At 63.7% G+C, this 21,656-nt stretch carries 14 protein-coding genes; 4 read left to right on the forward strand and 10 right to left on the reverse strand.

Annotated elements, in window-relative coordinates; all coding sequences use genetic code 11:
- Positions 1–2 precede the first annotated feature (2 nt).
- Complete coding sequence (locus tag VSX60_RS07630) at positions 3–1,742, reverse strand: DUF2272 domain-containing protein (RefSeq protein ID WP_327623553.1); 1,740 nt, start codon at positions 1,740–1,742, stop codon at positions 3–5.
- Between the two features lie 602 nt (positions 1,743–2,344).
- Positions 2,345–3,010: a nucleoside/nucleotide kinase family protein gene (locus VSX60_RS07635; RefSeq protein WP_327623554.1), complete on the reverse strand. Its 666-nt coding sequence runs from the start codon at positions 3,008–3,010 to the stop codon at positions 2,345–2,347.
- 141 nt (positions 3,011–3,151) lie between these two features.
- Between VSX60_RS07635 and VSX60_RS07640 the strand changes: the two genes are divergently transcribed.
- Together VSX60_RS07640 and VSX60_RS07645 are read left to right on the forward strand one after the other, a co-directional pair.
- Complete coding sequence (locus VSX60_RS07640; protein WP_327623555.1) at positions 3,152–4,099, forward strand: ring-cleaving dioxygenase; 948 nt, start codon at positions 3,152–3,154, stop codon at positions 4,097–4,099.
- Positions 4,100–4,119: 20 nt separating this feature from the next.
- Complete coding sequence (locus tag VSX60_RS07645) at positions 4,120–4,773, forward strand: alpha/beta hydrolase (RefSeq protein ID WP_327623556.1); 654 nt, start codon at positions 4,120–4,122, stop codon at positions 4,771–4,773.
- A 20-nt stretch (positions 4,774–4,793) separates the two neighbouring features.
- Here the strand turns inward: VSX60_RS07645 and VSX60_RS07650 are convergent, their stop codons facing one another.
- Positions 4,794–7,154: a putative bifunctional diguanylate cyclase/phosphodiesterase gene (locus tag VSX60_RS07650; RefSeq protein ID WP_327623557.1), complete on the reverse strand. Its 2,361-nt coding sequence runs from the start codon at positions 7,152–7,154 to the stop codon at positions 4,794–4,796.
- Between VSX60_RS07650 and VSX60_RS07655 the strand changes: the two genes are divergently transcribed.
- Both VSX60_RS07655 and pbpC read left to right on the forward strand, forming a co-directional pair.
- Positions 7,153–12,651: an MG2 domain-containing protein gene (locus VSX60_RS07655; protein WP_327623558.1), complete on the forward strand. Its 5,499-nt coding sequence runs from the start codon at positions 7,153–7,155 to the stop codon at positions 12,649–12,651. The two genes, VSX60_RS07650 and VSX60_RS07655, sit on opposite strands and share 2 nt — an antisense overlap.
- 29 nt (positions 12,652–12,680) lie before the next feature.
- The gene (pbpC, locus tag VSX60_RS07660; RefSeq protein WP_327623559.1) at positions 12,681–14,750 is read left to right on the forward strand and encodes a penicillin-binding protein 1C; all 2,070 of its coding nucleotides are present in this window, start codon (positions 12,681–12,683) and stop codon (positions 14,748–14,750) included.
- A gap of 35 nt (positions 14,751–14,785) precedes the next feature.
- Here the strand turns inward: pbpC and VSX60_RS07665 are convergent, their stop codons facing one another.
- From VSX60_RS07665 to VSX60_RS07695, 7 genes are all read right to left on the reverse strand, one after another.
- On the reverse strand, positions 14,786–15,802 hold the full coding sequence (locus VSX60_RS07665) for a branched-chain amino acid ABC transporter permease (protein WP_327623560.1): 1,017 nt from the start codon (positions 15,800–15,802) through the stop codon (positions 14,786–14,788).
- 1 nt (position 15,803) lies between these two features.
- Entirely contained in the window at positions 15,804–16,691 is an 888-nt protein-coding gene (locus VSX60_RS07670) for a branched-chain amino acid ABC transporter permease (protein WP_327623561.1), read from the reverse strand.
- 6 nt (positions 16,692–16,697) lie between these two features.
- Entirely contained in the window at positions 16,698–17,417 is a 720-nt protein-coding gene (locus tag VSX60_RS07675) for an ABC transporter ATP-binding protein (protein ID WP_327623562.1), read from the reverse strand.
- Positions 17,410–18,186 carry an ABC transporter ATP-binding protein gene (locus VSX60_RS07680; protein WP_442873065.1) on the reverse strand — a complete coding sequence of 259 codons (777 nt, stop codon included), beginning with the start codon at positions 18,184–18,186 and terminating at the stop codon, positions 17,410–17,412. The genes VSX60_RS07675 and VSX60_RS07680 overlap by 8 nt, the downstream gene beginning before the upstream one ends.
- A 64-nt stretch (positions 18,187–18,250) precedes the next feature.
- Positions 18,251–19,480: an ABC transporter substrate-binding protein gene (locus VSX60_RS07685; protein WP_327623564.1), complete on the reverse strand. Its 1,230-nt coding sequence runs from the start codon at positions 19,478–19,480 to the stop codon at positions 18,251–18,253.
- Between the two features lie 204 nt (positions 19,481–19,684).
- Positions 19,685–20,908 carry an ABC transporter substrate-binding protein gene (locus VSX60_RS07690; protein WP_442873066.1) on the reverse strand — a complete coding sequence of 408 codons (1,224 nt, stop codon included), beginning with the start codon at positions 20,906–20,908 and terminating at the stop codon, positions 19,685–19,687.
- 180 nt (positions 20,909–21,088) lie between these two features.
- On the reverse strand, positions 21,089–21,656 hold a 568-nt coding region (locus VSX60_RS07695; RefSeq protein WP_327623566.1), incomplete at its 5' end, for a hypothetical protein.

Below are 21,656 nucleotides of genomic sequence, written 5' to 3' on the forward strand. Positions count from 1 at the left end.
GATCACACGGCGATCATTTGTTCCGATTTTGGGCGATGCTGGTTCTTCATGATTGCAAAGAGACGCCGCGCGTCCTTCACATAACCACTGCTAAGGCGCTCAAAAGTCTTGGTCTCAACCGAGATGCCGCGGGTGTTGCTCGTGGCGTTGGCTACATTGCCGCCGAGGGTGATGACCGCGTGCGGTCGGGCCGCGATGATTAGGTCGGTGTGACTGGGAAACCTGCTTTGCGTTTCCGCTTCGTCATAGGTGGTCTCAGTCTCGCGCCATTGACACAGCAAGTCACCCACCTGCGGCTGTGCCTCATCGAGCCGATAGCCAATGAAATCGCGGTCGCGGCCGAGGATCCGGTTCTGAATCGACTCGTGGATGTAGGTCGAATGGCGGATGTCGAAGGTCGTCTTGGTGTAACCGGCATTTTCGAGGATAAAGGAGATGAACGCGGCCGACCAGGGCGAGCTGATGTCCGTACCGCTGAGCCCGGGGAGCCCCCGGGCGGTCCACATCTCGTTAATGTAGCTACTATAGGGTTGACGGTCCTCTCGGCCGTCGCCTTTATCGAAGCGAATCCACTCGCTAATGGCCTCTTGGATGGCGCGCTCGACCAATTGGCTCTCATTGTGCCGAAGATAGCGGGCAAATAGGAAACCCTCTTGGTCGGTGCCGTCTACCTTGACCGAGCATGGCAGGTAACCGTTCTGAATCGCCCCCCCGGTATGGATTGCCCGAACGCCGTGATCCAGGGTTTGGAAGATATTACTGTTGTCGTCGCTGTCGGGCGCGGAGCGCAGAAAGAGCTTCTCGGCTGCGACCCAATAGATAGTGCCTGCACCCGAGGTGGCTGGTGTGCCTGGACCGCTTTCCGACATGGCCTCACCGGATGCGCCCGCGTCGGCGTGTTTCGTCGGTGCCTGTGGGGCGCTTTTATCCCGTAATTTTTGGTCGAGGTCGGCCGCGCGTATCCGGTCGGCCATCTCCGCGGACATTGCCCTCTCAGCCGCAAAATTCCACCAATTGAAACCGACAATATCCTTGTAGCCGTCGAACTCATTGAGGAATTCTTCGAGTTTCTCCTCGGCGCGAGCCTGGGTCCAACCGGACGCTTCGCCCCAATAGGCTTGACCCGTCACGATTAAGGGCTTCGTTACGACTTGTTGCCAGTGGTAAATACAGGCGCGTGTGTAATCCGCAGGGCTCTTTTCTTTGAGGCCCGAGATCGGCGTTTGGGCAATCATATTCGCGTTTGGAAACCAGAACCAATAAACCTGTGGTGCAAAGTAGTCTGCATAATCGTCGAGTGCCGACATGATCTCCGGCTCGTGCCAGTCAATGTAGCCGAAGGAGGAAACGACCAAAGGCGTTTCCCCCAATAAGCTGCGGGCTTCTTTACCGAATTTCTTGGCCCTGACAACGTTCCATTGCGCGCCGCTGACGCCGTTTTCGATGTCGGCTATGTAGCAATCGGGCGCATAGCTCTTAACTGCTGCGTCAAGATTTTCGAGATCGCGATCGGGATTGTTGCCGTCGCACCAGCCCCAAATCCCTACGGAGAGCCCGACATCACGCATCGCATCGGCTAGCGACTTGTTCGCGCTCGTTTTCCATAGGCCATTCTTGTTGTGGGCTCGAAGCCAGGCATGAGACATGTTTAAAGCGGAAATCGCCTGAGCCGCTTTCTTAGCAGACCCATATTTATTGATTGTATAATCTGGATCGTAGACGAAAGCGCCATGACTATACATTTTTGATCTCCTTTTAGTTGTCTATTTAATATTATAATTATTGATTTATAATCAATCGGCATTACAATTATTGATTTTTTACTTTACTTATGTATAAGAAATATTACTCTTACACCCCAATCGATGGGTGGCGTGTCGGCCGGCACCTCTACGGTCACTCTCAACTGTTCGCCATTCCGATACAAAAATCAGAAGAGACGACACTGGGTAACAGTTTTGAAAATTCAGTTTCGAATGAATGTTGTTCTTTAGGTGCCGCCGCCGCATTCGCTTGTGGTTCTATTTTCCGTTAGAATCCTCCCTCCATTCGTAGAATTTATGCTATAATATCCTCATTGTATCCATCCATACATCTAACTTCTGACTAAGCGTAAGATACACACCTCGGACGAGAAATAAAGGGCATGAGAAGTGGCCATCTAAAATAGAACAATCGTATTCGGTTTCACCGGGCGAACGTCCGCTCCACGGTTCAGACAACCGGGCTTTGAACGACCGACATGGCTCGGATTGAGGCACTCCGATGGGGTGCCGAATGTCCGACACACCTCAGGAGGCGCCTTGCGCCGTTCGCCACCACGAGGCCCCGACCGCAGCCGGCCCTAAACGTTCGCCACCACGAAATCCGCTGCGACGCTTTTTTCCAGCACCAGCCGCATGTTGGGCAGGTCGTTGCCGTCCATCTTGTCGCGTAGCGCGGCGCCAGCGAGGCCATAGCCGACCCAGCGCTTGGTCAGGCGGTCTTGCAGCACCGCCTCCGGCACGGCGAGCATCACCGTCATGTCGAAGCGCTGGCACAGCGGTGCCCAGGCGGGATCGTCGAGCAGCAGATAATTGCCCTCGACGAGGATGATGGGGGTGGATGCCGCGATGATCCGGGCCCCGGCGCGGGCGATCTCGATCGCCCGGTCAAACACCGGGACCGCCACGTCGCGGCCGTCGCCGGCCCGCAGCCGGTCGAGCATGACGGCCAAGCCGTCGACGTCGAAAGTGTGCGGCGCGCCCTTGCGCGGTCGATCGCCGCGCGCGGCGAGAACGGCGTCATCGAAATGAAAACCGTCCATCGGCAGAATGTCGGTCGAACCCGGCGATGCGGCGTTCAGGCGGTCGCTGAGCCGTTCGACGAAGGTGCTCTTGCCCGAGCCGGGCGAGCCGGCAATGGCGACGATCAGGCGGCCGGACTTTTGCCGCGCCGCGATCGCGTCCGCGAGGGCATCCGGCGTGATCGTCTCGGGGTCTCCGGGGGTGGTGCAATCGGAGAAAGTCACGTCGTCGCTCCGCTATCCGTTCGGCATGTGAAAACGGCTGTTCACAAAACAGAGACGATTCGTTACGAACCGGCCTCTTTTCATCGGGGGTGTGAATCCGCTTATTTCGTCGAGGAATTTGAACCGCACGGAGCAACCGCCATGAGCATCGCGTTGAAGGGCATCCACCATCTGACCGCCATTACCGCCGACGCCCCCGGCAATCTCCGCTTCTATACCGAGGTGCTGGGGCTGCGTCTGGTCAAGAAAACGGTGAACCAGGACGATACCAGCGCCTACCATCTGTTCTATGCCGACGGAAAGGCCAGTCCGGGGACCGACATCACCTTCTTCGACTTTCCGGCGGCGCCGGAACGGCGCGGCACCAACGCCATTTCGCGCACCGGATTGCGCGTCGCCGGCCGCGACAGTCTCGATTTCTGGCACGGGCGCCTAAATGAGGCGGGCGTGGCGGTGGGCGACATCCGCGATCTCGACGGTCGCGCCTCGCTCGACTTCGAGGACCCGGAAGGCCAGCGCCTGCGGTTGGTCGATGATGGCGGGAAGGGCGATTCCAACCCCTGGGATGGCAGCAGCGTGCCTGAGACGCATCAGATCCGGGGCCTTGGCCCGATCGTCATGTCGGTTCCCGATCTTGGCCGGACCGAGCCGATCCTGACGGAAATCATGAATATGCGCAAAGCGCGGACCTACGAGGCGGACGGGACGACCGTCCATGCCTTCGAGATGGGCGAGGGCGGACCCGCGGCGGAGCTGCATGTGGCGGTCGAGCCTGACCTGCCACGGGCCGGGCAGGGCGCCGGCGGCGTGCATCACGTGGCGTTTCGGGCCGCGGACATCGAGGAGTTGCACGAATGGACCGAGCGCGTGAAAGGCTTTCGTGTCCCGTCGAGCGGCGAGGTCGAGCGCTATTATTTCCGCTCGCTGTATTTCCGCGAGCCGAACGGCATTCTCTTCGAGATCGCGACGGACGGACCCGGATTCGCCGTCGACGAACCGATGGAAAGCCTTGGTGAGAGCCTGTCGCTGCCGCCGTTTCTGGAGCCGAAGCGGGCGCAGATCGAAGCCAATTTGAAGCCGCTCGGTTGAGACGGGAAAGGGAACCAATCATGACAGAGCGGGACGGAACGGCGCTTCTCGCCGAACACGGGCTTAAACATACCGGCGCGTCCCTCGCCGAAGCGACGCGCGCCATGCTGTGCCTGCATGGGCGCGGCGCGACCGCCGAGGACATCCTCAGTCTTGGCGAGGCGATTGCCCTGCCGGGTCTCGCCGCACTCGCGCCGCAGGCCGACGGCGGCGCCTGGTATCCACGGCCGTTCATGGAGCCGATCGCGGCGAACGAGCCGTTTCTATCGGCCGCGCTCGAGAGGGTTGATACGATCCTCGACGCACTCGCCGAGGCCGGCTTCGACAGTGAGCGCGTGGTTCTGGCGGGGTTTTCGCAGGGCGCCTGCCTGGCGCTGGAATTTGCCGCGCGCAATCCCGGGCGCGTGGCGGGTGTCCTCGGCTTCAGCGGCGGGCTGATCGGCCCGTCGGTGGCGGAGCGGGTGGATTCGGGCGATCTCGCCGGGCTGCCGGTGTTCATGGGGTGCAGCGAGCGCGACCCGTTCATTCCCGCGACGCGCGTCAGGGAGACGGCGGAGCATCTGCGCAGCCGGGGCGCCAAGGTCACGGCAAAGCTCTATCCGGAGCCCGGACACGCGATCAACATGGACGAGATCGAGGAAGCGCGGCGGCTTATCGGGGCGCTTGCGGCGTAAAGCTTGCTATCGTTCTCGAGCTAAGCGGTTTGGCGCGTCGGCTGTGCGCCAAGCTTGTAGCGATCCCGCAATTCGCCGATCGGCATCGGCTTGCCAAAGGCGTAGCCCTGCAAGTAATCGCAGCCCGTCAGGCGCAACAGCTGATGCTCGTCGGCTGTTTCGACACCCTCTGCCACCACGCTGAGATCCAACGCCTTTCCCAGCGCGATGATGGAGTGAACGAGGCTTGCGGCCTGCGGACTTCGTGTCATTTCGGAAATGAAGCTGCGATCGATCTTCAACGTGTCGATGGGCAGTTGACGGAGATATCCGATCGACGAAAAGCCGGTGCCGAAATCGTCGAGGGCCACGGTAAAGCCAGCCTTCTTCAGCGCCAGGAGTTTCTGTCGCGCGAGTTCGGGATGCGTGACCAGAATTCCTTCGGTCAATTCGAGACAAATGCGTTCGAGCGGGATTTTTGCGTCGCTCGTCATGGCGACAAGAGTGTCGACGAACATCGGATCGCGTAATTGCACCGGCGACACGTTGACGCTGACCCGCAAATCCGGAATCGCAGCGAGGTCCGCAAAAACCCGGCGGAAGATGAATTGGCTGAGTTCGACGATCAGCCCGGTTTGCTCGGCGATCGGAATGAAGATCGCCGGCGATACAGCGCCGAAATCCGAGGAATTCCAGCGGGCAAGGGCCTCGACCGCTTTCATTTCGGCGGTGCCGGCCGCTACGATCGGCTGATAATGGACCTCCAGTTCGCCGGCGCTTAGGGCATGGCGCAGGGCTTCTTCGATCTTGTGGTTCTTGTAGAGGTCGGACTCATAATCCGGCGTGTACAGGACTGGTTCGCCCGATTGCCGACGTTTCGCTTCATACATCGCGACGTCGGCGTGTCGGACGATCTCGGCCGGCGATGCGCTGCCGTCGCGGGAAACGGCGTAACCGATCGACGCCGAAATCCGGAATGATTTTCCGTTGACCTGAAAGTCCGTTTTCAGCGCATGAATGATCGCGGCGGCGAGGTCCTCGGCGGCTTGCCGCGGTTCGGGCGAGGCGATCAAAATATTGAACTCGTCACCACCGACACGCGCGGCGAAGGAGTCCGGTGGGAGCACTGCCTGAAGTTTGTTCGCGAACGCCTTGATCAGGTCGTCGCCTCCGGCATGCCCGATGGTGTCGTTGACGTTCTTGAAGCCGTCCAGATCGATGAAAAGAGCCGCGCATTCGCCCCTCGCGCAGGTTTCTCCAATCAATGGGTCGTTGAGCTTCTCGCTGAACAGCAACCGATTGGGCAGGCCGGTCAGCACGTCGTGGCGGGCGGCTCTCGACGCCTCTTCTTCCTTGTCAGCAAGAGCGTTGGCCGACCGGCGAGCGCTTCTCGCTGCAGCCCAGCCGGCCAAGGCGAAGAGGGCAAGAGCGGCGGCGACGGGAATTGCGGCTTGTTGGAGGAGCCGATCGCCAGGTTGATACGGAGTCCATTCGAGCTGAGCCAACGGCGTGCCGTTATCGGCCCGCAAGACATTGGTTGCCTTTTGCGAGGTGCGATACGGCGCAAGGGTCAGGTCCGCGATCAGGAACTTTCTTCCCAGTTCCGCAATGCGCTCGTCGCTCAAGACGAACCCGAAGATTCCAATGGGAAACGCACTCGTCGCGATCCCGCTCAACTCCTCGGGCGAAATCCTTGCCGCCGACAGCACGTAAACGGAATCGCCAACTCGTGTCGTCATATTGACGGGTGTGACGTCATCAATGGGGATCAGGTCGATCTTCTCGACCATCTGCTCGATCACGTCGCGCGGCAGCACCGTGGGATCCGGAGTGTCGCCGGAATTGGTGTCCCAGCCATATCTGATCGTCTTGTCAGGCTGGACGATCAACAGAAGATCCATCGTGCTCGATTCGGTGACACCCGCACCCATGTTCGACTGAACCCAATCGTCGTTCATGGCGCGCACGTTGTCCCAAGCGTCCTGCCACCAGGCATAGTCGATGGCTATCGTGTCGAGTGTCTCGCCAATGCCGGCGACACCCCCTTCGACCATGGTCCTCGAGCTCGCCGCGGCTTGCCTGTCGTGCTCGACGGACATCCAGACGATGGCGGCGACGACGATGGACGCGGCCACGATCATCGTGCCGATCAGCACGTGGGTGATCTTCCTGGTGAGTGAGCTATGCATGGGCGCCTCGATTCCCATAGGGTTATGGCGGTGCGTTTCTGAATAAAGCGGTAATGACGCGCGAGGGGTGACGTAAAGTCGCAGGTCGTTAAAATGCGATTTGTTTGGTTGAGGGGCAAAGCCGGCAGGTCGTTCTGCGGTGCGCGCCGAATACGCTGGCGGACGCCCTTGCTTCGTCGTAGGCTTGAACGATGTTGACAGGGAGAATCCCATGGTTCGCGTCGGCAATCTTCCAACAGTCCTAGCGGGGATCGCGATCGGTTTTGCGATCCTCATCGCGCCCTCGTCTTATGCGCAAGATGCGGGCGAGCGGCGCGTCATCACGACCGAAGGCGCCGATTATTTCGGCCGCGACTACGACATACTGAAGGATGTCGATCTCGACCGTTGCACGGCCGCCTGTGTGGACGACGATCGCTGCAAGGCGTTCACGCTCAATACCAAGAGCCAGTGGTGCTTCCTGAAGGAGGAGATCGGGGAACTCAGGACCGTCGCGGGCGCCGTCTCCGGCAAGATCGTCGTGGCGACCGCAGCCGATGAGAACAGCCTCGAGCAGCGAGCGGCGGAACTGAACTTTCTGCCGCAGTCGGCCATCGACGAAGCCAAGCGTCTGCGCTTCGAACTCGCCGACGAGGAGCGCGATGCGGCGTATGACGATCTGACGGTCGACGAACTTGCCAGAAACGCCGCGGCGGCGCTGACCTATCCGGAAGCCATCCGCATCTGGAGTGAGGCGCTGAAGCGCGAACCGCTGGCCTACCGCGCCTGGCTGGGAATTGCCGAAGCGGCGCTGGCCTATAATCCCGAACAATATGGCGACCGGCCAACCAATGACCGGCTGCGCGAGTTCGGCGCGATCAACGCCTATTTGACGGCGCCCGGCGACGACGAGCGGGCCGAGGCGCTGCGAGCGCTCGGTCAAGCCTATCAGGCGGCGGAGAACTGGAAGCTTGCCATCAAGACCTACCGGCGGAGCCTCGATGCCGCGGAAACAAGGGTTGCCCGTACCCGTCTCGATGCCGTCGTGGCGGAGCATGGCTTCCGGATCGTCGACAATGCCGTCGACAACAATGCCGCGAACCCACGGATCTGCCTGAATTTCTCGGACGCCCTGTCGACCGCGCTGACGAGCTCGGAGAATGTCGGCGATTATGTGCGCGTGGAGAACGGCGAAACGCTGCCGGTGTCGGCGAGCGGCTCGCAGATCTGCGTCGACGGGGTCAAGCACGGCGAACGCTACCGGATCGTGGCCCGTCCAGGGATCACTTCTGCCGACGGCGAGACGCTGACGAAATCGGTCGAGACCATCGTCTATGTGCGTGATCGCGATCCGTCCGTGCGCTTTGCCACCACTGCCTATGTCTTGCCGGCGGGCGGCGAGGCCACGATCCCGGTGACGACGATCAATACCGACGAAATCGAGGCGCGGTTGCAGCGGATCGGCGACCGCGCCTTGTCGCGGGCGATCAGCGACGAACGCTTCCTGCGCCAGCTCTCCGACTGGCAGATCGATGAGGTCGCCAGCAGCAGCGGCAAGGATGTCTGGACGGGAACCGTGACTGTTGCCCGCGAGACGAACCAGGAAGTGACGACGGCGATCCCGGTGTCGGCGATAGCGCCCGATATCAAGCCGGGCGTCTACATCTTGTCCGCCAAGGCGAAGAACGGTCCGCAATATCAGGACAGTTTCGCCACCCAATGGTTCGTGGTCAGTGACATCGGGCTGACCAGCTTCGCCGCGGCTGACGGTTTTCACGTCTTCGCCCGCTCGCTCGGAAGCGCCGAACCGATCGACGGCGTCGAACTCGAACTCGTCGCCGCGAACAATCAGATTCTCCGCTCCGCCAAAACCGATGCGGCCGGCCATGCGCGGCTGCCGGCGGGGCTGTTGCGCGGTACCGGCGGCGACCGACCGGCGGTGCTGACCGCGGAAAACGGCAGTTCCGACTTCGTCTTTCTCGATCTCACCCAGTCGCCTTTCGATCTGACAGACCGAGGCGTCGACGGCCGGCCGCCTGCCGGTCCGCTCGATGTGTTCCTGACATCCGAGCGCGGCATCTACCGGACCGGCGAGACCGCATTCTTTACCGGACTGGTGCGTGACGCCAAAGGCGAGGCCGTCACGGGGCTGACGTTCACGGAAATCGTCACCCGCCCGGATGGCGTCGAATACCGTCGCCGGCAGGTCACCGACGAAGGCGCCGGCGGGTTCGCCTTCGGGCTCGACCTGCCCGCCAACGCCATGCGCGGGATCTGGAAGGTGGCGCTGCACACCGATCCCAAGCAGCCGGCGCTCGCGGAAGAAAGCCTCATCGTCGAGGATTTCGAACCGGAGAAGATCGATTTCGCGCTGACCGCGTCCGCCGATATTTTCGACCCTGCCGCGCCGCCGGCGATCGACGTCGCGGCGCGCTATCTGTTCGGCGCGCCGGCAGGCGAATTGGAGGTCAATGGCGAGGCCGTGCTGAGTGCCGACGAGAGCATCTCGGGATTCGATGGCTATCGTTTCGGCCTCGCCGAGGATGACACGACGGCCATGCGCCAGCCCTTCGACGGTGCCACGACAGACGCCGAGGGAAATGCCACGATAGCGCTCGCCCCCTTTGCGCCGCCGGTGACCACGAAACCACTCGAGGCCTCGCTGCAGGTTCGCGTCGTCGACACCAGCGGCCGCCCCGTCGAGCGGACGCTGACCCTGCCGCTGGCTGGGGCGCAGCCGCGTCTTGGCATCAAGCCGCGCTTCGACGGGTCGGTCGGCGAGGGAAGCGATGCGGGATTCGACCTGATCGCGATCGACGCGGACCGGGCGCGGACGCCGCTTGCCGGCGCTGAGTGGGTGCTCAACAAGGTCACGACGCGCTTCCAATGGTATGCGAGCAACGGCAGCTGGAACTACGAGCCGGTGCGCACGTCCGCGCGGATCGCCAGCGGTACGATCGACATCGGCGAGGACGAGCCGGCAGCCCTGTCGCTGCCCGTCGAGTGGGGCGAATACGAGTTCGTCGTCCGCGATCCTGCCGGGGCGGCGGTGCCGGCGAGTGTCGGCTTCGAGGCCGGCTGGTACGTCGCCGCGTCGTCGCTCGACACGCCCGACATGGCCAAGGTCTCGCTCGACAAGCCGCGCTATCGCGTCGGCGACACGGCGATCGTCCATATCGAACCGCGCTTTGCCGGAACGGCTGAAGTGCTGGTGATGGACGAGCGCGTCATCGCCACCAAGACCGCTGAAATCGGCGCCGATGGCGGCGAGGTGACGCTCGAAGTCACCCGTGAATGGGGGCCAGGCGCCTATATCGCCGCCATCGTCTACCGGCCGATGGATATCGACGCCAAGCGGATGCCCGGCCGGGCGATCGGCCTTGCCCATGCCAGCGTCGATCCGGGCGACCGCGCCCTAACGGTCTCGCTGGCGGCGCCGGACAAGATCACGCCGCGGCAGAGCGTTGACGTTTCGGTTGCGGTCGACGGCGTCGAGCCGGGCGAGACGGCCTATGTGACGCTGGCCGCGGTCGATGTCGGCATCCTCAACATCACCGGTTTCGAGCCGCCGTCGCTGTCGGACTACTATTTCGGCAAGCGCCGGCTCGGGGTCGAAATCCGCGATCTCTACTCCAAGCTGATCGACCGCATGCAGGGCGCGCCGGGCACGGTGCGCTCAGGCGGCGACGCGGGCGCGAGCTATCAGAGCCCGCCGCCGATGGAGGATCTGGTGGCGCTGTTCTCTGGCCTCGTGACCGTCAAAGACGACGGCAAGGCGACGATCACGCTCGACGTTCCCGATTTCAACGGTACGCTGAAGCTGATGGCGCTGGCCTGGACGAAGACCGGCGTCGGCGAGGCGAATGCCGAGATGGTCGTGCGCGACCCGGTCGTCCTGGCGGGCAGCCAGCCGCGCTTCCTCGCACCGGGCGATACCTCCCGCATCGCGATCAACGTGACGCATGTGGAAGGGGCGATCGGGGAGGTGACGCTGGTTCTGTCCGGTGGAGACGGCATCGTCTCCCTCGGCGAAGAGGCGACCAAACGCTTCGACCTGGCCAAGGGCGCACGGGAGCGGATTTTGGTTCCGGTCACGGCCGAGGCCGTGGGCGACGCCAGCTTCGACCTCGTTCTCACCCTGCCGGGTGGCGAGATCCTGTCGAAAAGCTTTGCGCTACCGGTTCGCTCGATCGCACCGGAGACCATCGACAAGAGCACCGTGACGCTGGCGGCCAATGGCGGCCGGCTCGATCTCGACGCAAATCTCTTCGACGATTTCGTTCTTGGCACCGCGGCCGCGACCGTCAGCGTCACCGGCGCGGCGCGCTTCGACGTGGCCGGGGTGGTGCGGGCGCTCGACCTCTACCCCTATGGCTGCACCGAGCAGATCACCAGCCGCGCGATGCCGCTGATCTATCTCGACCGGACCATCCTTGCCGCCGGTCTTGCCGGTTTCGGCGGCACGGAAGACATTACAAAGCGCATCGACGACGCGATCACCGGCGTGCTTGCCAACCAGTCGTCGAACGGCGGCTTCGGCCTGTGGCGGCCGGATTTCGGCGATCTCTGGCTCGACGCCTATGTCACCGATTTCCTGACCCGCGCGCGCGAGGCCGGCTACACGGTACCGGAGGAGGGCTTCGCGCAGGCGATCGACAATCTGCGCAACAGCCTGGCTTATCTGCCGGACGCGCCCGACTGGGGGCCGGTCGCCTATGCCACCTACGTGCTGGCGCGCAACGGCCGGGCGGCAATCGGCGACCTGCGCTACTATTCGGACAACGAGCTGTCGAATTTCCCGACGCCGCTGGCCAAGGGGCAGATCGCGGCCGCGCTGGCACTCTATGGTGACCGGGTGCGAGCGGAGCGGGTGTTTCGCGCGGCGATCACCGATGCGCTCCAGTGGCAAGCGGTGAACTCCGGTCGCACGGATTACGGGACGCCGCTCAGGGACGACGCGGCGATCCTGACGCTGGGGCTGGAGACCGACATCGACGGACTGTCTTTCGACGACCTCGTCCAACAGGTGAACGCCGCGCGGCAGAACCAGCGCTACACCAGCACTCAGGAGGACGCCTGGTCGCTGCTGGCCGCGCACGCGCTGCTGGCCAGCAATCCGCCGAAGCTGACCGTCTCCGGCCGTGATGTGGACGGGCCTTATACGGCGTCCTTCGACGCCGAGGACTTGGTGCCGGGTCTGGATGTCGCCAACCGCGCCACGACGCCGGTTGCGGCGGACATCACGCTGCGCGGCGTGCCGCGTATCGCGCCGCCCGCGTCGGCCGACGGCTACGCCATCGCTCGCAGCTACTACACGCTGGACGGCGAACCGGCGGATATCGCTGAAATCGGCCAGGGGGAGCGGTTCGTCGCGGTCGTCGAGATGACGCCGATCGACGGTGGTCCGGCGCGGCTGATGATCGACGACCCGCTGCCGGCCGGCTTCGAGATCGACAATCCGGCGATCCTGCGGGGCGGCGATGTGGCGGCGCTCGACTGGCTGGAACTGACCGGCGAGGCGGCCCATACCGAGTTTCGCGCCGACCGCTTCCTTGCGGCGGTCGATCAGGGCGGCGGCGATACCGCGACCCAGCGCTTCGCCTATGTCGTGCGCGCCGTCTCGCCGGGCACCTTCGTCCACCCCGCCGCGCTGGTGCAGAACATGTACGATCCCAGCCGGCGCGGCCGGACCGCGGAAGGCCGGGTTTCCGTCGTCGGGCCGCTGCGGTGATGGCCTCGGCGCTGCCCGGAGGCTGAACGATGTCGCGGCAAAGGCGTCTGGTGCAGACGGGGGTGATCCTGCTGCTATGCGCGATCGTTGTGATCGGCTGGGGTCTCGCGGCCTTCGAACGCGCGGTCGCGGCGCGTATCGCGGCCTTCGAGGCGCCGCGAACCGGAGTCGAGGTGGTCGATCGGAACGGCGCCCTGCTGCGCGCGTTTGCGAGCGACGACGGCCGGTGGCGGCTGGACGCCAGGGCCGACGATGTCGACCCACGCTATCTCGCGATGCTGCTCGCCTGGGAGGACAAGCGCTTCGCCGACCATGGCGGGGTCGATCCGCGTGCCTTCCTCCGGGCGGCGTGGGAGACGCTGATCCATCGCCACATCGTCTCGGGTGGCTCCACCCTGACCATGCAGGTCGCGCGGATGCTCGGCCGTTTGCCGACGGGAAGCCTCGCCGCCAAGGGCGAGCAGGTGCTCGTCGCGATCGCGCTGGAACGGACGTTGAGCAAGGCGGAAATCCTGTCGCTCTATCTGCAACTCGCGCCCTATGGCGGCAATCTGGAGGGCGTGCGGGCGGCGAGCCTTTCTTTCTTCGGCAAGGAACCGAAACGGCTGACGGCAGCGGAAGCTGCTCTGCTAGTGGCTCTGCCGCAATCGCCCGAGCGCTACCGGCCGGATCGTTATCCCGATCGCGCGAAAGCGGCTCGCGACCGTGTGCTGAATCGGATGGAGACGCTCGGGGTTCTCGACGCAAGGGAGACGGCCAGGGCAGAGCGCGAGGCGATGCCGGCCGGACGCCGTGCCCTGCCGATGCTCGCCGCGCACGCAGCGGTGCGTCTGCATGGGGAAGAGCCGGAGAGGCCGCGCATTCGACTGACCATCGACAAGGGCGTGCAGGAGCGGCTCGAAGCCTATGCGCGGGACAAGGCGAAGACGCTGAAAAAACCGGTCAGCCTTGCAATCCTCGTCTCCGATGCGGCGACGGGCGAGGTGCTGGCGCAGGTCGGCTCCCCCGATCTCTTCGACCGCGAGCGGCAGGGCTACGTCGATCTGACCCGGGCGCTCCGCTCGCCGGGCTCGACCTTGAAGCCATTGATCTACGGGCTCGCCTTCGAGCGCGGACTGGCCCATCCCGAGAGCCTCGTCGACGACTCGCCGGGCGGCTTCGCGGGCTATACGCCGCAGAATTTCGACCGTGTCTTCGAGGGGGTCATCACGGCGCGGCGGGCCCTGCAATTGTCGCGCAACCTGCCGGCGGTCGAACTGCTCAGCGCTGTCGGCCCGGCCCGGCTGCTGCATCGCATGAAACGGGCCGGCGCCCGGCCGGAACTCGGCGATCGCTCGCTGCCGGGCCTGGCCATCGGGCTCGGTGGGCTGGGGCTGACGCTGGAGGATCTGGTGCGGATTTATGGCGGCATCGCCAATGGCGGTGTGGCGCTGCCGCTGCATGTCGATCAGGACGCGGCGGTCGGGCAGGGCAAGCGTATCCTGTCGCCGCAGGCGGCCTGGTATGTGACCTCGATCCTCGCCGGTGCGACGACGACGACCAAGGGCTCGCCCGGCGATGTCGCCTACAAGACCGGCACGTCCTACGGCTACCGCGACGCCTGGACGGTCGGCTATGACGGGAAGCATGTGGTCGGGGTGTGGCTCGGGCGACCGGACGGGGCGCCGGTGGCGGGGCTGGTCGGCCAGGACAGCGCCGCGCCGGTGATGCGTGACGTCTTCGCCCGGCTGGGACCGGTGACCCGGCTGCCGGGTCCGCCGCCGGGCATCCTCGCATCGGCCGGCGGTGGATTGCCGCCGCCGATGCGCCGGGTCGGACGCGCGGCCGAATTGACGCAAGCCGGGCTGCAGCCGGAGATCGTGTTTCCGCCCAACGCGGCGAAGGTCGAAATCGGACTCGGTCGAGGCGAGGGCGCCGACCTGTTCCTGAAGGTGCGCAACGGCCGGCCGCCCTTTACCTGGTATGTGGATGGGCGCCCGGTTGTCCGCGACGCGCTCGAGCGCCAGTCGAACTGGCGAGCGAGCGAGCCCGGCTTTCTCGATATCGCCGTGGTCGACGCGGCGGGAGCTGCCGCGCGCAGCCAGGTGTTCGTGGAATAGGCCCGCCTTGCCGAACGCTCTGGCGCGGCTTTTTCCTATCGCCGCAGCAGTCGGATCGCCTCGCCGATGATGCCGCGCCGGAACAAGAGAACGCAGAGCACGAAGATGATGCCGATCAGGACGGTGACCGGGAAATCGGACGTGGCGAAGTAGTTCTGCATGGTGACGACGAGCGCCGCGCCGATGGTCGGGCCGAAGATCGTGCCCATGCCGCCGAGCAGCGTCATCAGCACAACCTCGCCGGACATCTGCCAGGCGACGTCGGTGAGCGTCGCGATCTGGAAGACGATGGCCTTGGTCGACCCGGCCAAGCCAGCGATCGCCGCCGACATGACGAAGGCACCGAGCTTGTAGCGGTCCACCCGGTAGCCGAGGGAGATCGCCCGGTTCTCGTTTTCGCGGATCGCCTTGAGGATGTGGCCGAAGGGCGAGTGGACGATGCGCCAGACCGCGAAGAAGCCGACCAGGAAAATCGCCAGCACGAAATAATAGATGTTCAGCGGGTCGTTGAGGTCGATCAGTCCGAGGAGATGACCGCGCGGTACGCCCTGGATGCCGTCCTCGCCGTGGGTGAAGGGCGCCTGCAGGAAGATGAAGAAGATCATCTGCGACAGCGCCAGCGTCACCATGGCGAAATAAATGCCCTGCCGGCGGATGGCGAGGAAGCCGACGATGAGGCCGATCACACCGGCGCCGACGGCGCCGAGCAGGATCGCCGACAGCGGTTCCCAGCCCCAGACTTTGGCGGCATGGGCGGTGAAATAGGCGGCGCCTCCGAAGAAGGCGGCGTGGCCGAAGGACAAAAGCCCGACATAGCCAAGCAGCAGGTTGAAGGCGGTGGCGAAGAGCGCGAAGCACAAAACGCTCATGAGGAAGACGGGATAGACGAAGAACGGCGCGGCAATCAGCCCGGCGAGCGCGATGAGCGCGACGATCAGGCCGACGGTCGACAGGTCGCGCTGTCCGGCCTGGCGTGCGGGAGACCCCTCGGCCGAGCCTTCGCCGTCGCGGATCGTGCCGGATTCGACGCTGGTGACTTGCGGAGTGGTCATATCAGGCTTCCTTCCCGAACAGCCCGGCGGGGCGGACCATCAGCACGATCGCCATGATGACGAAGACGACGATGTTCGAGGCCTCGGGATAGAAGACCTTGGTCAAGCCCTCGAGAATGCCGAGGAGATAACCCGAAACAATCGCCCCAAGGATCGACCCCATGCCGCCGATGACGACGACAGCGAAGACGATGATGATCAGGTTCGAGCCCATCAGCGGGCTGACCTGGTAGACCGGCGCTGCGAGGACACCGGCCAGACCGGCGAGGCCTGCCCCGAGGGCGTAGGTAAGCGTCAAGAGCAGCGGGACGTTGACGCCGAACGCCTGGACGAGTTGGGGGTTCTCCGTCGCAGCCCTCAGGTAGGCGCCAAGCTTGGTCTTTTCGATCAACAGCCAGGTGGAGATGCAGATGACCAGCGAGGCGACGACGACGAAGCCGCGATAGTTCGGCAGGAACATGAAGCCGAGATTGGTGCCGCCGGACAGGAGCGCCGGCGTTGCATAGGGCTGGCCCGCCGCGCCGAAATAATAGCGGAAGGTGCCTTCGATGATCAGCGCGAGGCCGAAGGTGAAGAGGAGGCCGTAGAGATGGTCGAGATCATACAGGCGCGACAGCATCGTGCGCTCGATGATGGCCGAGAGCATCGCGACGATCAGCGGCGCCAGGATCAACGCCGGCCAGAAGCCGAGGCCGGTGTAGAACAGCATCAGATAGGCGGTGAAGGCGCCGAGCATGTACTGGGCGCCATGGGCGAAATTGATCACCCGCAGCAGCCCGAAGATCACCGCGAGCCCCAGGCTCAAGAGGGCGTAGAACGAGCCGTTGATGAAGCCGATCAACAACTGGCCGAGCAGGGCCGGGAGGGGAATGCCGAAGATCATGGTCATTTGGCGTTATACCCCCACCACTTCATGCAGCCGGTCCATTTTTGAATCGAGTTCCGACGTCGGGAAACTCTCGAGGATATGCCCGTCCTCCATCAGAAAGAAGCGGTCGGCGACCTTCCTGGCGAAACGGAAATTCTGCTCGACCAGAAGCAGCGTCATGCCCTGCTTCTTCAGCTCCATCAAGACGTCGCCGATGCGCTGGATGATGACCGGCGCCAGACCCTCGGTGGGTTCGTCGAGAAGAATGATCCTCACCCCGGTGCGAAGAATGCGGGCGATGGCCAGCATCTGCTGCTCGCCGCCGGACAGCTTGGTGCCGGGGGAATTGCGACGTTCGGCGAGATTGGGAAAGAGTTCGTAGATCTCTTCGACACTCATGCCGCCGTCCGCGACGCGCGGCGGCAGCATCAGGTTTTCCGAGACCGACAAGGTCGCGAAAATGCCGCGCTCCTCGGGGACATAGCCTATGCCGGCATAGGCGGTCTTGTGAACCGGGACCTTCATCATGTCCTGGCCGGCGATGCGGATCGCGCCTTCCCGCTTCGGCAGGAGATTCATGATGGCGCGCAGGGTGGTGGTCTTGCCGGCGCCGTTGCGGCCGAGCAGCGTGATCGTCTCGCCTTCGTGGAGATCGAGAGAGACACCATGCAGGACATGGCTTTCACCGTACCAGCCGTGGAGGTTTTCGACCTCGAGCAGGGGGGAAGCGCCGGACGGCTCACTCATCTTCGGTTCCCATATAGGCTTCGCGCACGCGCGGGTCGGAACTGACCGTCTCGTAGTCGCCCTCGGCGAGGATTTCGCCGCGCGCCAGCACCGTAACGTAATCGCACAGGTCGGCCACGACGTTGAGATTGTGCTCGACCATCAAGACCGTGCGGTCCTTGGCGATCCGCCGGATCAGGTCGGAGATACGGCCGATGTCCTCGACGCCCATGCCGGCCATCGGCTCGTCGAACAGAAGGACCGGCGGGTCGAGGGCAAGCGTGGTCGCGAGCTCAAGGGCGCGCTTGCGGCCATAGGGGAGTTCCGCCGCGTCGAGCTCGGCATATTCGTCCAGGCCGACGGCCGCGATCAACTCGTAGGCGCGGTTGTTGAGCTGGTCGAGCGCGCTGTTGGAGCGCCAGAACTGGGTGCCGAGATGCGCCTTGCGCTGCAAAGCGACGCGGACATTGTCGAGTACGGTCAGATGCGGGAACACTGCCGAGATCTGGAACGAGCGCACCAACCCCAACCGCGCGACATCGGCGGGCTTGAGGCTCGTGATATCCTTTCCGCGAAAGGTGATTTTTCCTTCGGTAGGGGTCAGGAACTTGGTCAGCAGGTTGAAGACGGTGGTTTTGCCGGCGCCATTGGGGCCGATCAGGGCGTGGATCGTATTTTCGCGGACGTCGAGATCGACGCCGTTCACGGCCTTGAAGCCGAAGAACTCCTTGGTGAGGCCGCGGGCGGAAAGAATCGCCTCCTGCGGGGAAACGCTCATCGGCGCATTCATCTCCTGTCGGGGGTCGGGGCCCTGGTGAGAGGGAGCCGGCGTTGCCGGACTCCCCGTCGACGAACTATTTGGCGGCGAAGGTCGCAAGGTCGCAGCCGCTATCCTCGACCGTTCCAAAGGCGACGTCTCCCGGCACGGTCGCAATTTCCTTGTACAGATCCCAAGGGCCGGTTGATTCATCCGGCGTCTTCACCTGGAAGAGGTACATGTCGTAGACCATGCGGCCGTTGCCGAGCACCTTGCCCTTTTTGGCGAACAGATCCTCGACCGGCATCTCGTGAAGTTTCTTCGCCACCGCCTCGGTCTCGTCGGTGCCGGCTTCCTTGACGGCCTTCAGATATTGCAGAACGGCCGAGTAGGTGCCGACATGGATCATGTTCGGCATCCTGCCGAATTTGTCCATGTAGCGCTTGGCAAAGGCGCGGTTCTCTTCACTCTGGTCCCAATACCATCCTTCGGTGAGGTTGAGGCCCTGGGCCGCCTCGCCGCCAAGTCCATGGACCTCGGACAGGGTGATCAGAAGCGCGGCGAGCTTCTGCCCGGCCTGGACGAGACCGAACTCCGTCGCCGCCTTGACCGCGTTCGCCGTGTCGAGCCCGGCATTGGCGAGTCCGATGACCTTGGCACCGGAACTCTGCGCTTGCAGCATGAAGGAGGAGAAGTCAGTGGTCGACAAGGGATGGCGGATATCGCCGAGGACCTTGCCGCCATTCGCCTCGATGACCTTGGTGGCCTCGCCCTGCAGGGAATCGCCGAAGGTGTAATCGGCGGTGATGAAGAACCAGGTGTTGTCGCCGCCCCTGACCAGGGAGCCGGCCGTGCCTTGCGACAGGGCGCGGGTGTTGTATGCCCAGTGAAAACCGTAGGGACTACACTGTCCGCCGGTGATCTCGGTGGAGCCGCCGCCGGTGGTGATAGTGATCTTCTTCTTCTCGCGCGACAGACCCTGGACGGCGAGCGCCACCGAGGATGTCGTCAGGTCCATGATGGCATCGACGTTCTGCACGTCATACCATTCGCGGGCGATGTTCGATCCAACATCCGCCTTGTTCTGGTGATCGGCCGAAATGATCTCGATCGGCTTGTCGAGAACGGTGTCGCCGAAATCCTCGATGGCGAGCTCAGCCGCCGCCACGGAGCCTTGGCCCGCCGTGTCGGCATAAACGCCCGACATATCGTTGAGGATGCCGATCTTGACGACGTCGTCCGAGACGTCTTGGGCTGTTGCCGGCCAGGCGACAGCCGCAGCGAGGCTGGCGGCGAATGCAGTGGCGACGGGTCGCTTGATCGTCATGGATCGGTCCTCCCAGTGAACAAAAGCCCGGTCGCCACCTCCCCGGGGCGGCCGATGCGCATGTGCCATTGGACCGGTCGACGCGCCGGACTTCAAGCCCAAACTTTGCCTATTTCACTTAGATCTGGGCAGTCGCGGCGCCCAAGCCAGCGCGGTCGGGAAGCAAAGCGCCGAAGCCTTGCCTCGCCGGCCGCGCCGAATGCGTCAGTTTTTGAAGCTGGCGACGTCGCAGCCGGAGTCTTCGACCGACAAGAAGGCATCGCTACCGGGGACCGTGGAGATTTCCTTGTAGTAGTCCCACTCTCCCTTGGAATCGGCCGGTGCCTTCACCTCGAAGAGGAACATGTCATAGACCATCCGGCCGTTCTCCTGCACCTTGCCGGACTTGGCGAAGATGTCTTCGACCGGCATCTCGTGCAGCTTGGCGGACACGGCGTCGGTGGCATCGGTACCGGCGGCTTCGACGGCCTTGAGGTACTGGGTGACGGCCGAATAGGTGCCGGCATGAATCATGTTCGGCCGGCTACCCGTCCGCTTCATCAGGCGATCGGCAAATTCGCGGTTCTCGTCGCTCTGATCCCAATACCAACCTTCGGTGAGGTTCAGCCCTTGCGCCGCCTCGAGCCCGAGGCCGTTGACCTCAGCCAGGGTGAAAAGCAGGCCGGCGAGCTTCTGGCCAGCCTGAACGATGCCGAATTCAGCCGCGCCCTTGATCGCGCTGGCCGTATCGAGGCCGGCATTGGCGAGGCCGATCACCTTGGCGCCCGAACTCTGCGCCTGCAGAAGGAAGGAGGAGAAGTCGGTCGTGCCGAGCGGATGGCGAACCGCGCCGAGGACTTCACCGCCGTTTTCCTTGACGAAATTGCCGGTCTGCTCTTCCAGCGAATAGCCGAAGGCATAGTCGGCGGTCAGGAAGAACCAGCTGTCGCCGCCGGCCTTCACCAGCGCGCCGCCGGTACCGACGGCCAGAGCGTGGGTGTCGTAGACCCAATGGAAGCCATAGGGGCTGCACTGCTTGCCGGTCAGTTCCGTGGTCGCGGCGCCGGTGACGATGGTGATCTTCTGCTTTTCGCGCGACAGACCCTGGACCGCGAGGGCGACGGACGATGTCGTCAGCTCCATGATGGCGTCGACATTCTGGACGTCGTACCACTCACGGGCGATGTTGGAGGCGATATCGGCCTTATTCTGATGGTCGGCCGAGATGAGTTCGACCGGCTTGCCGAGAACCTCGCCACCGAAATCCTCGATCGCCATCTTTGCCGCCTCGACCGACGACTGACCGCCGAAATCGGCATAAACGCCGGACTGGTCGTTCAAGATGCCGATCTTGACGACATCGTTCGAGATTTCCTGCGCGCCAACGGCGGCCGGCAAAAGCGCGGCGGCCGCGACGGAGCCGGCGAGCAGCAATTTCATCATACGCATTTCGGTAATCCTCCCATACAAACGCAAACGACCAGGCCAGCCGGCATCGGAGCCGGAAGCAATAACCTGACCTTGCGGTTGGATGTGGTTGTGAAGCAGCGACGGGAGCCCTGTCAAGAAATGCAGGCGGCAGTCATCTAAGCCGTTCGTCGTAGATCGAGACCGTGCTGGGCGTCGGAATTACCGCGTCGGCCGGCCATTTGACTGTCGGGCGACCACGCGACGAAAGCGCTGGTTTTTCGAGCGGCCGGAGCCCGGTGCCGTCTCGCGCAGTTGCCAGGATCGCCCGCCCTCCAGCCACCGGGCAAGGCGCATGACCGCAATGTGCCGGTTGATGTCGTAGCGGGGGTCGCGGCGTCGGGCGAGACGCGCCAGCAGGCCGAGCTCTCCGCGAACCCCAGCGCGCAAGGTGTCCGCTTCCACTGCCGGTATACTGGCGGCGTCGTCCTTGGCCACGGCATCCGACCGCGTCCGATGCTCCAGGCCGAACCGGCGCAGCAGCATCGCGAGTTCGAGGCGGGAGAGATCGCGCTGTGCCTCGCGTCGCCGTGCCTCGGCATGGCTCCGGGCAGCTCCTTCGAGCGCGGCCGTGAGGGGAGAAAGGTCGAGATGCCTAGCATTACAGTTGCTCTTTGGATCTGAGATGCGCTTGTCGAGCTGCGGCTTGGTGGGCGCGTCGCCAAGTTGACCAAGCAATGACGTGGGCTGGTCGGATTTGGCGCTGAGCCAGACGCGTGGCGATGCGGCG

The organism is Aurantimonas sp. A3-2-R12 (assembly GCF_036016755.1).
GTDB classification, from domain to species: Bacteria; Pseudomonadota; Alphaproteobacteria; order Rhizobiales; family Rhizobiaceae; genus Aurantimonas; species Aurantimonas coralicida_A.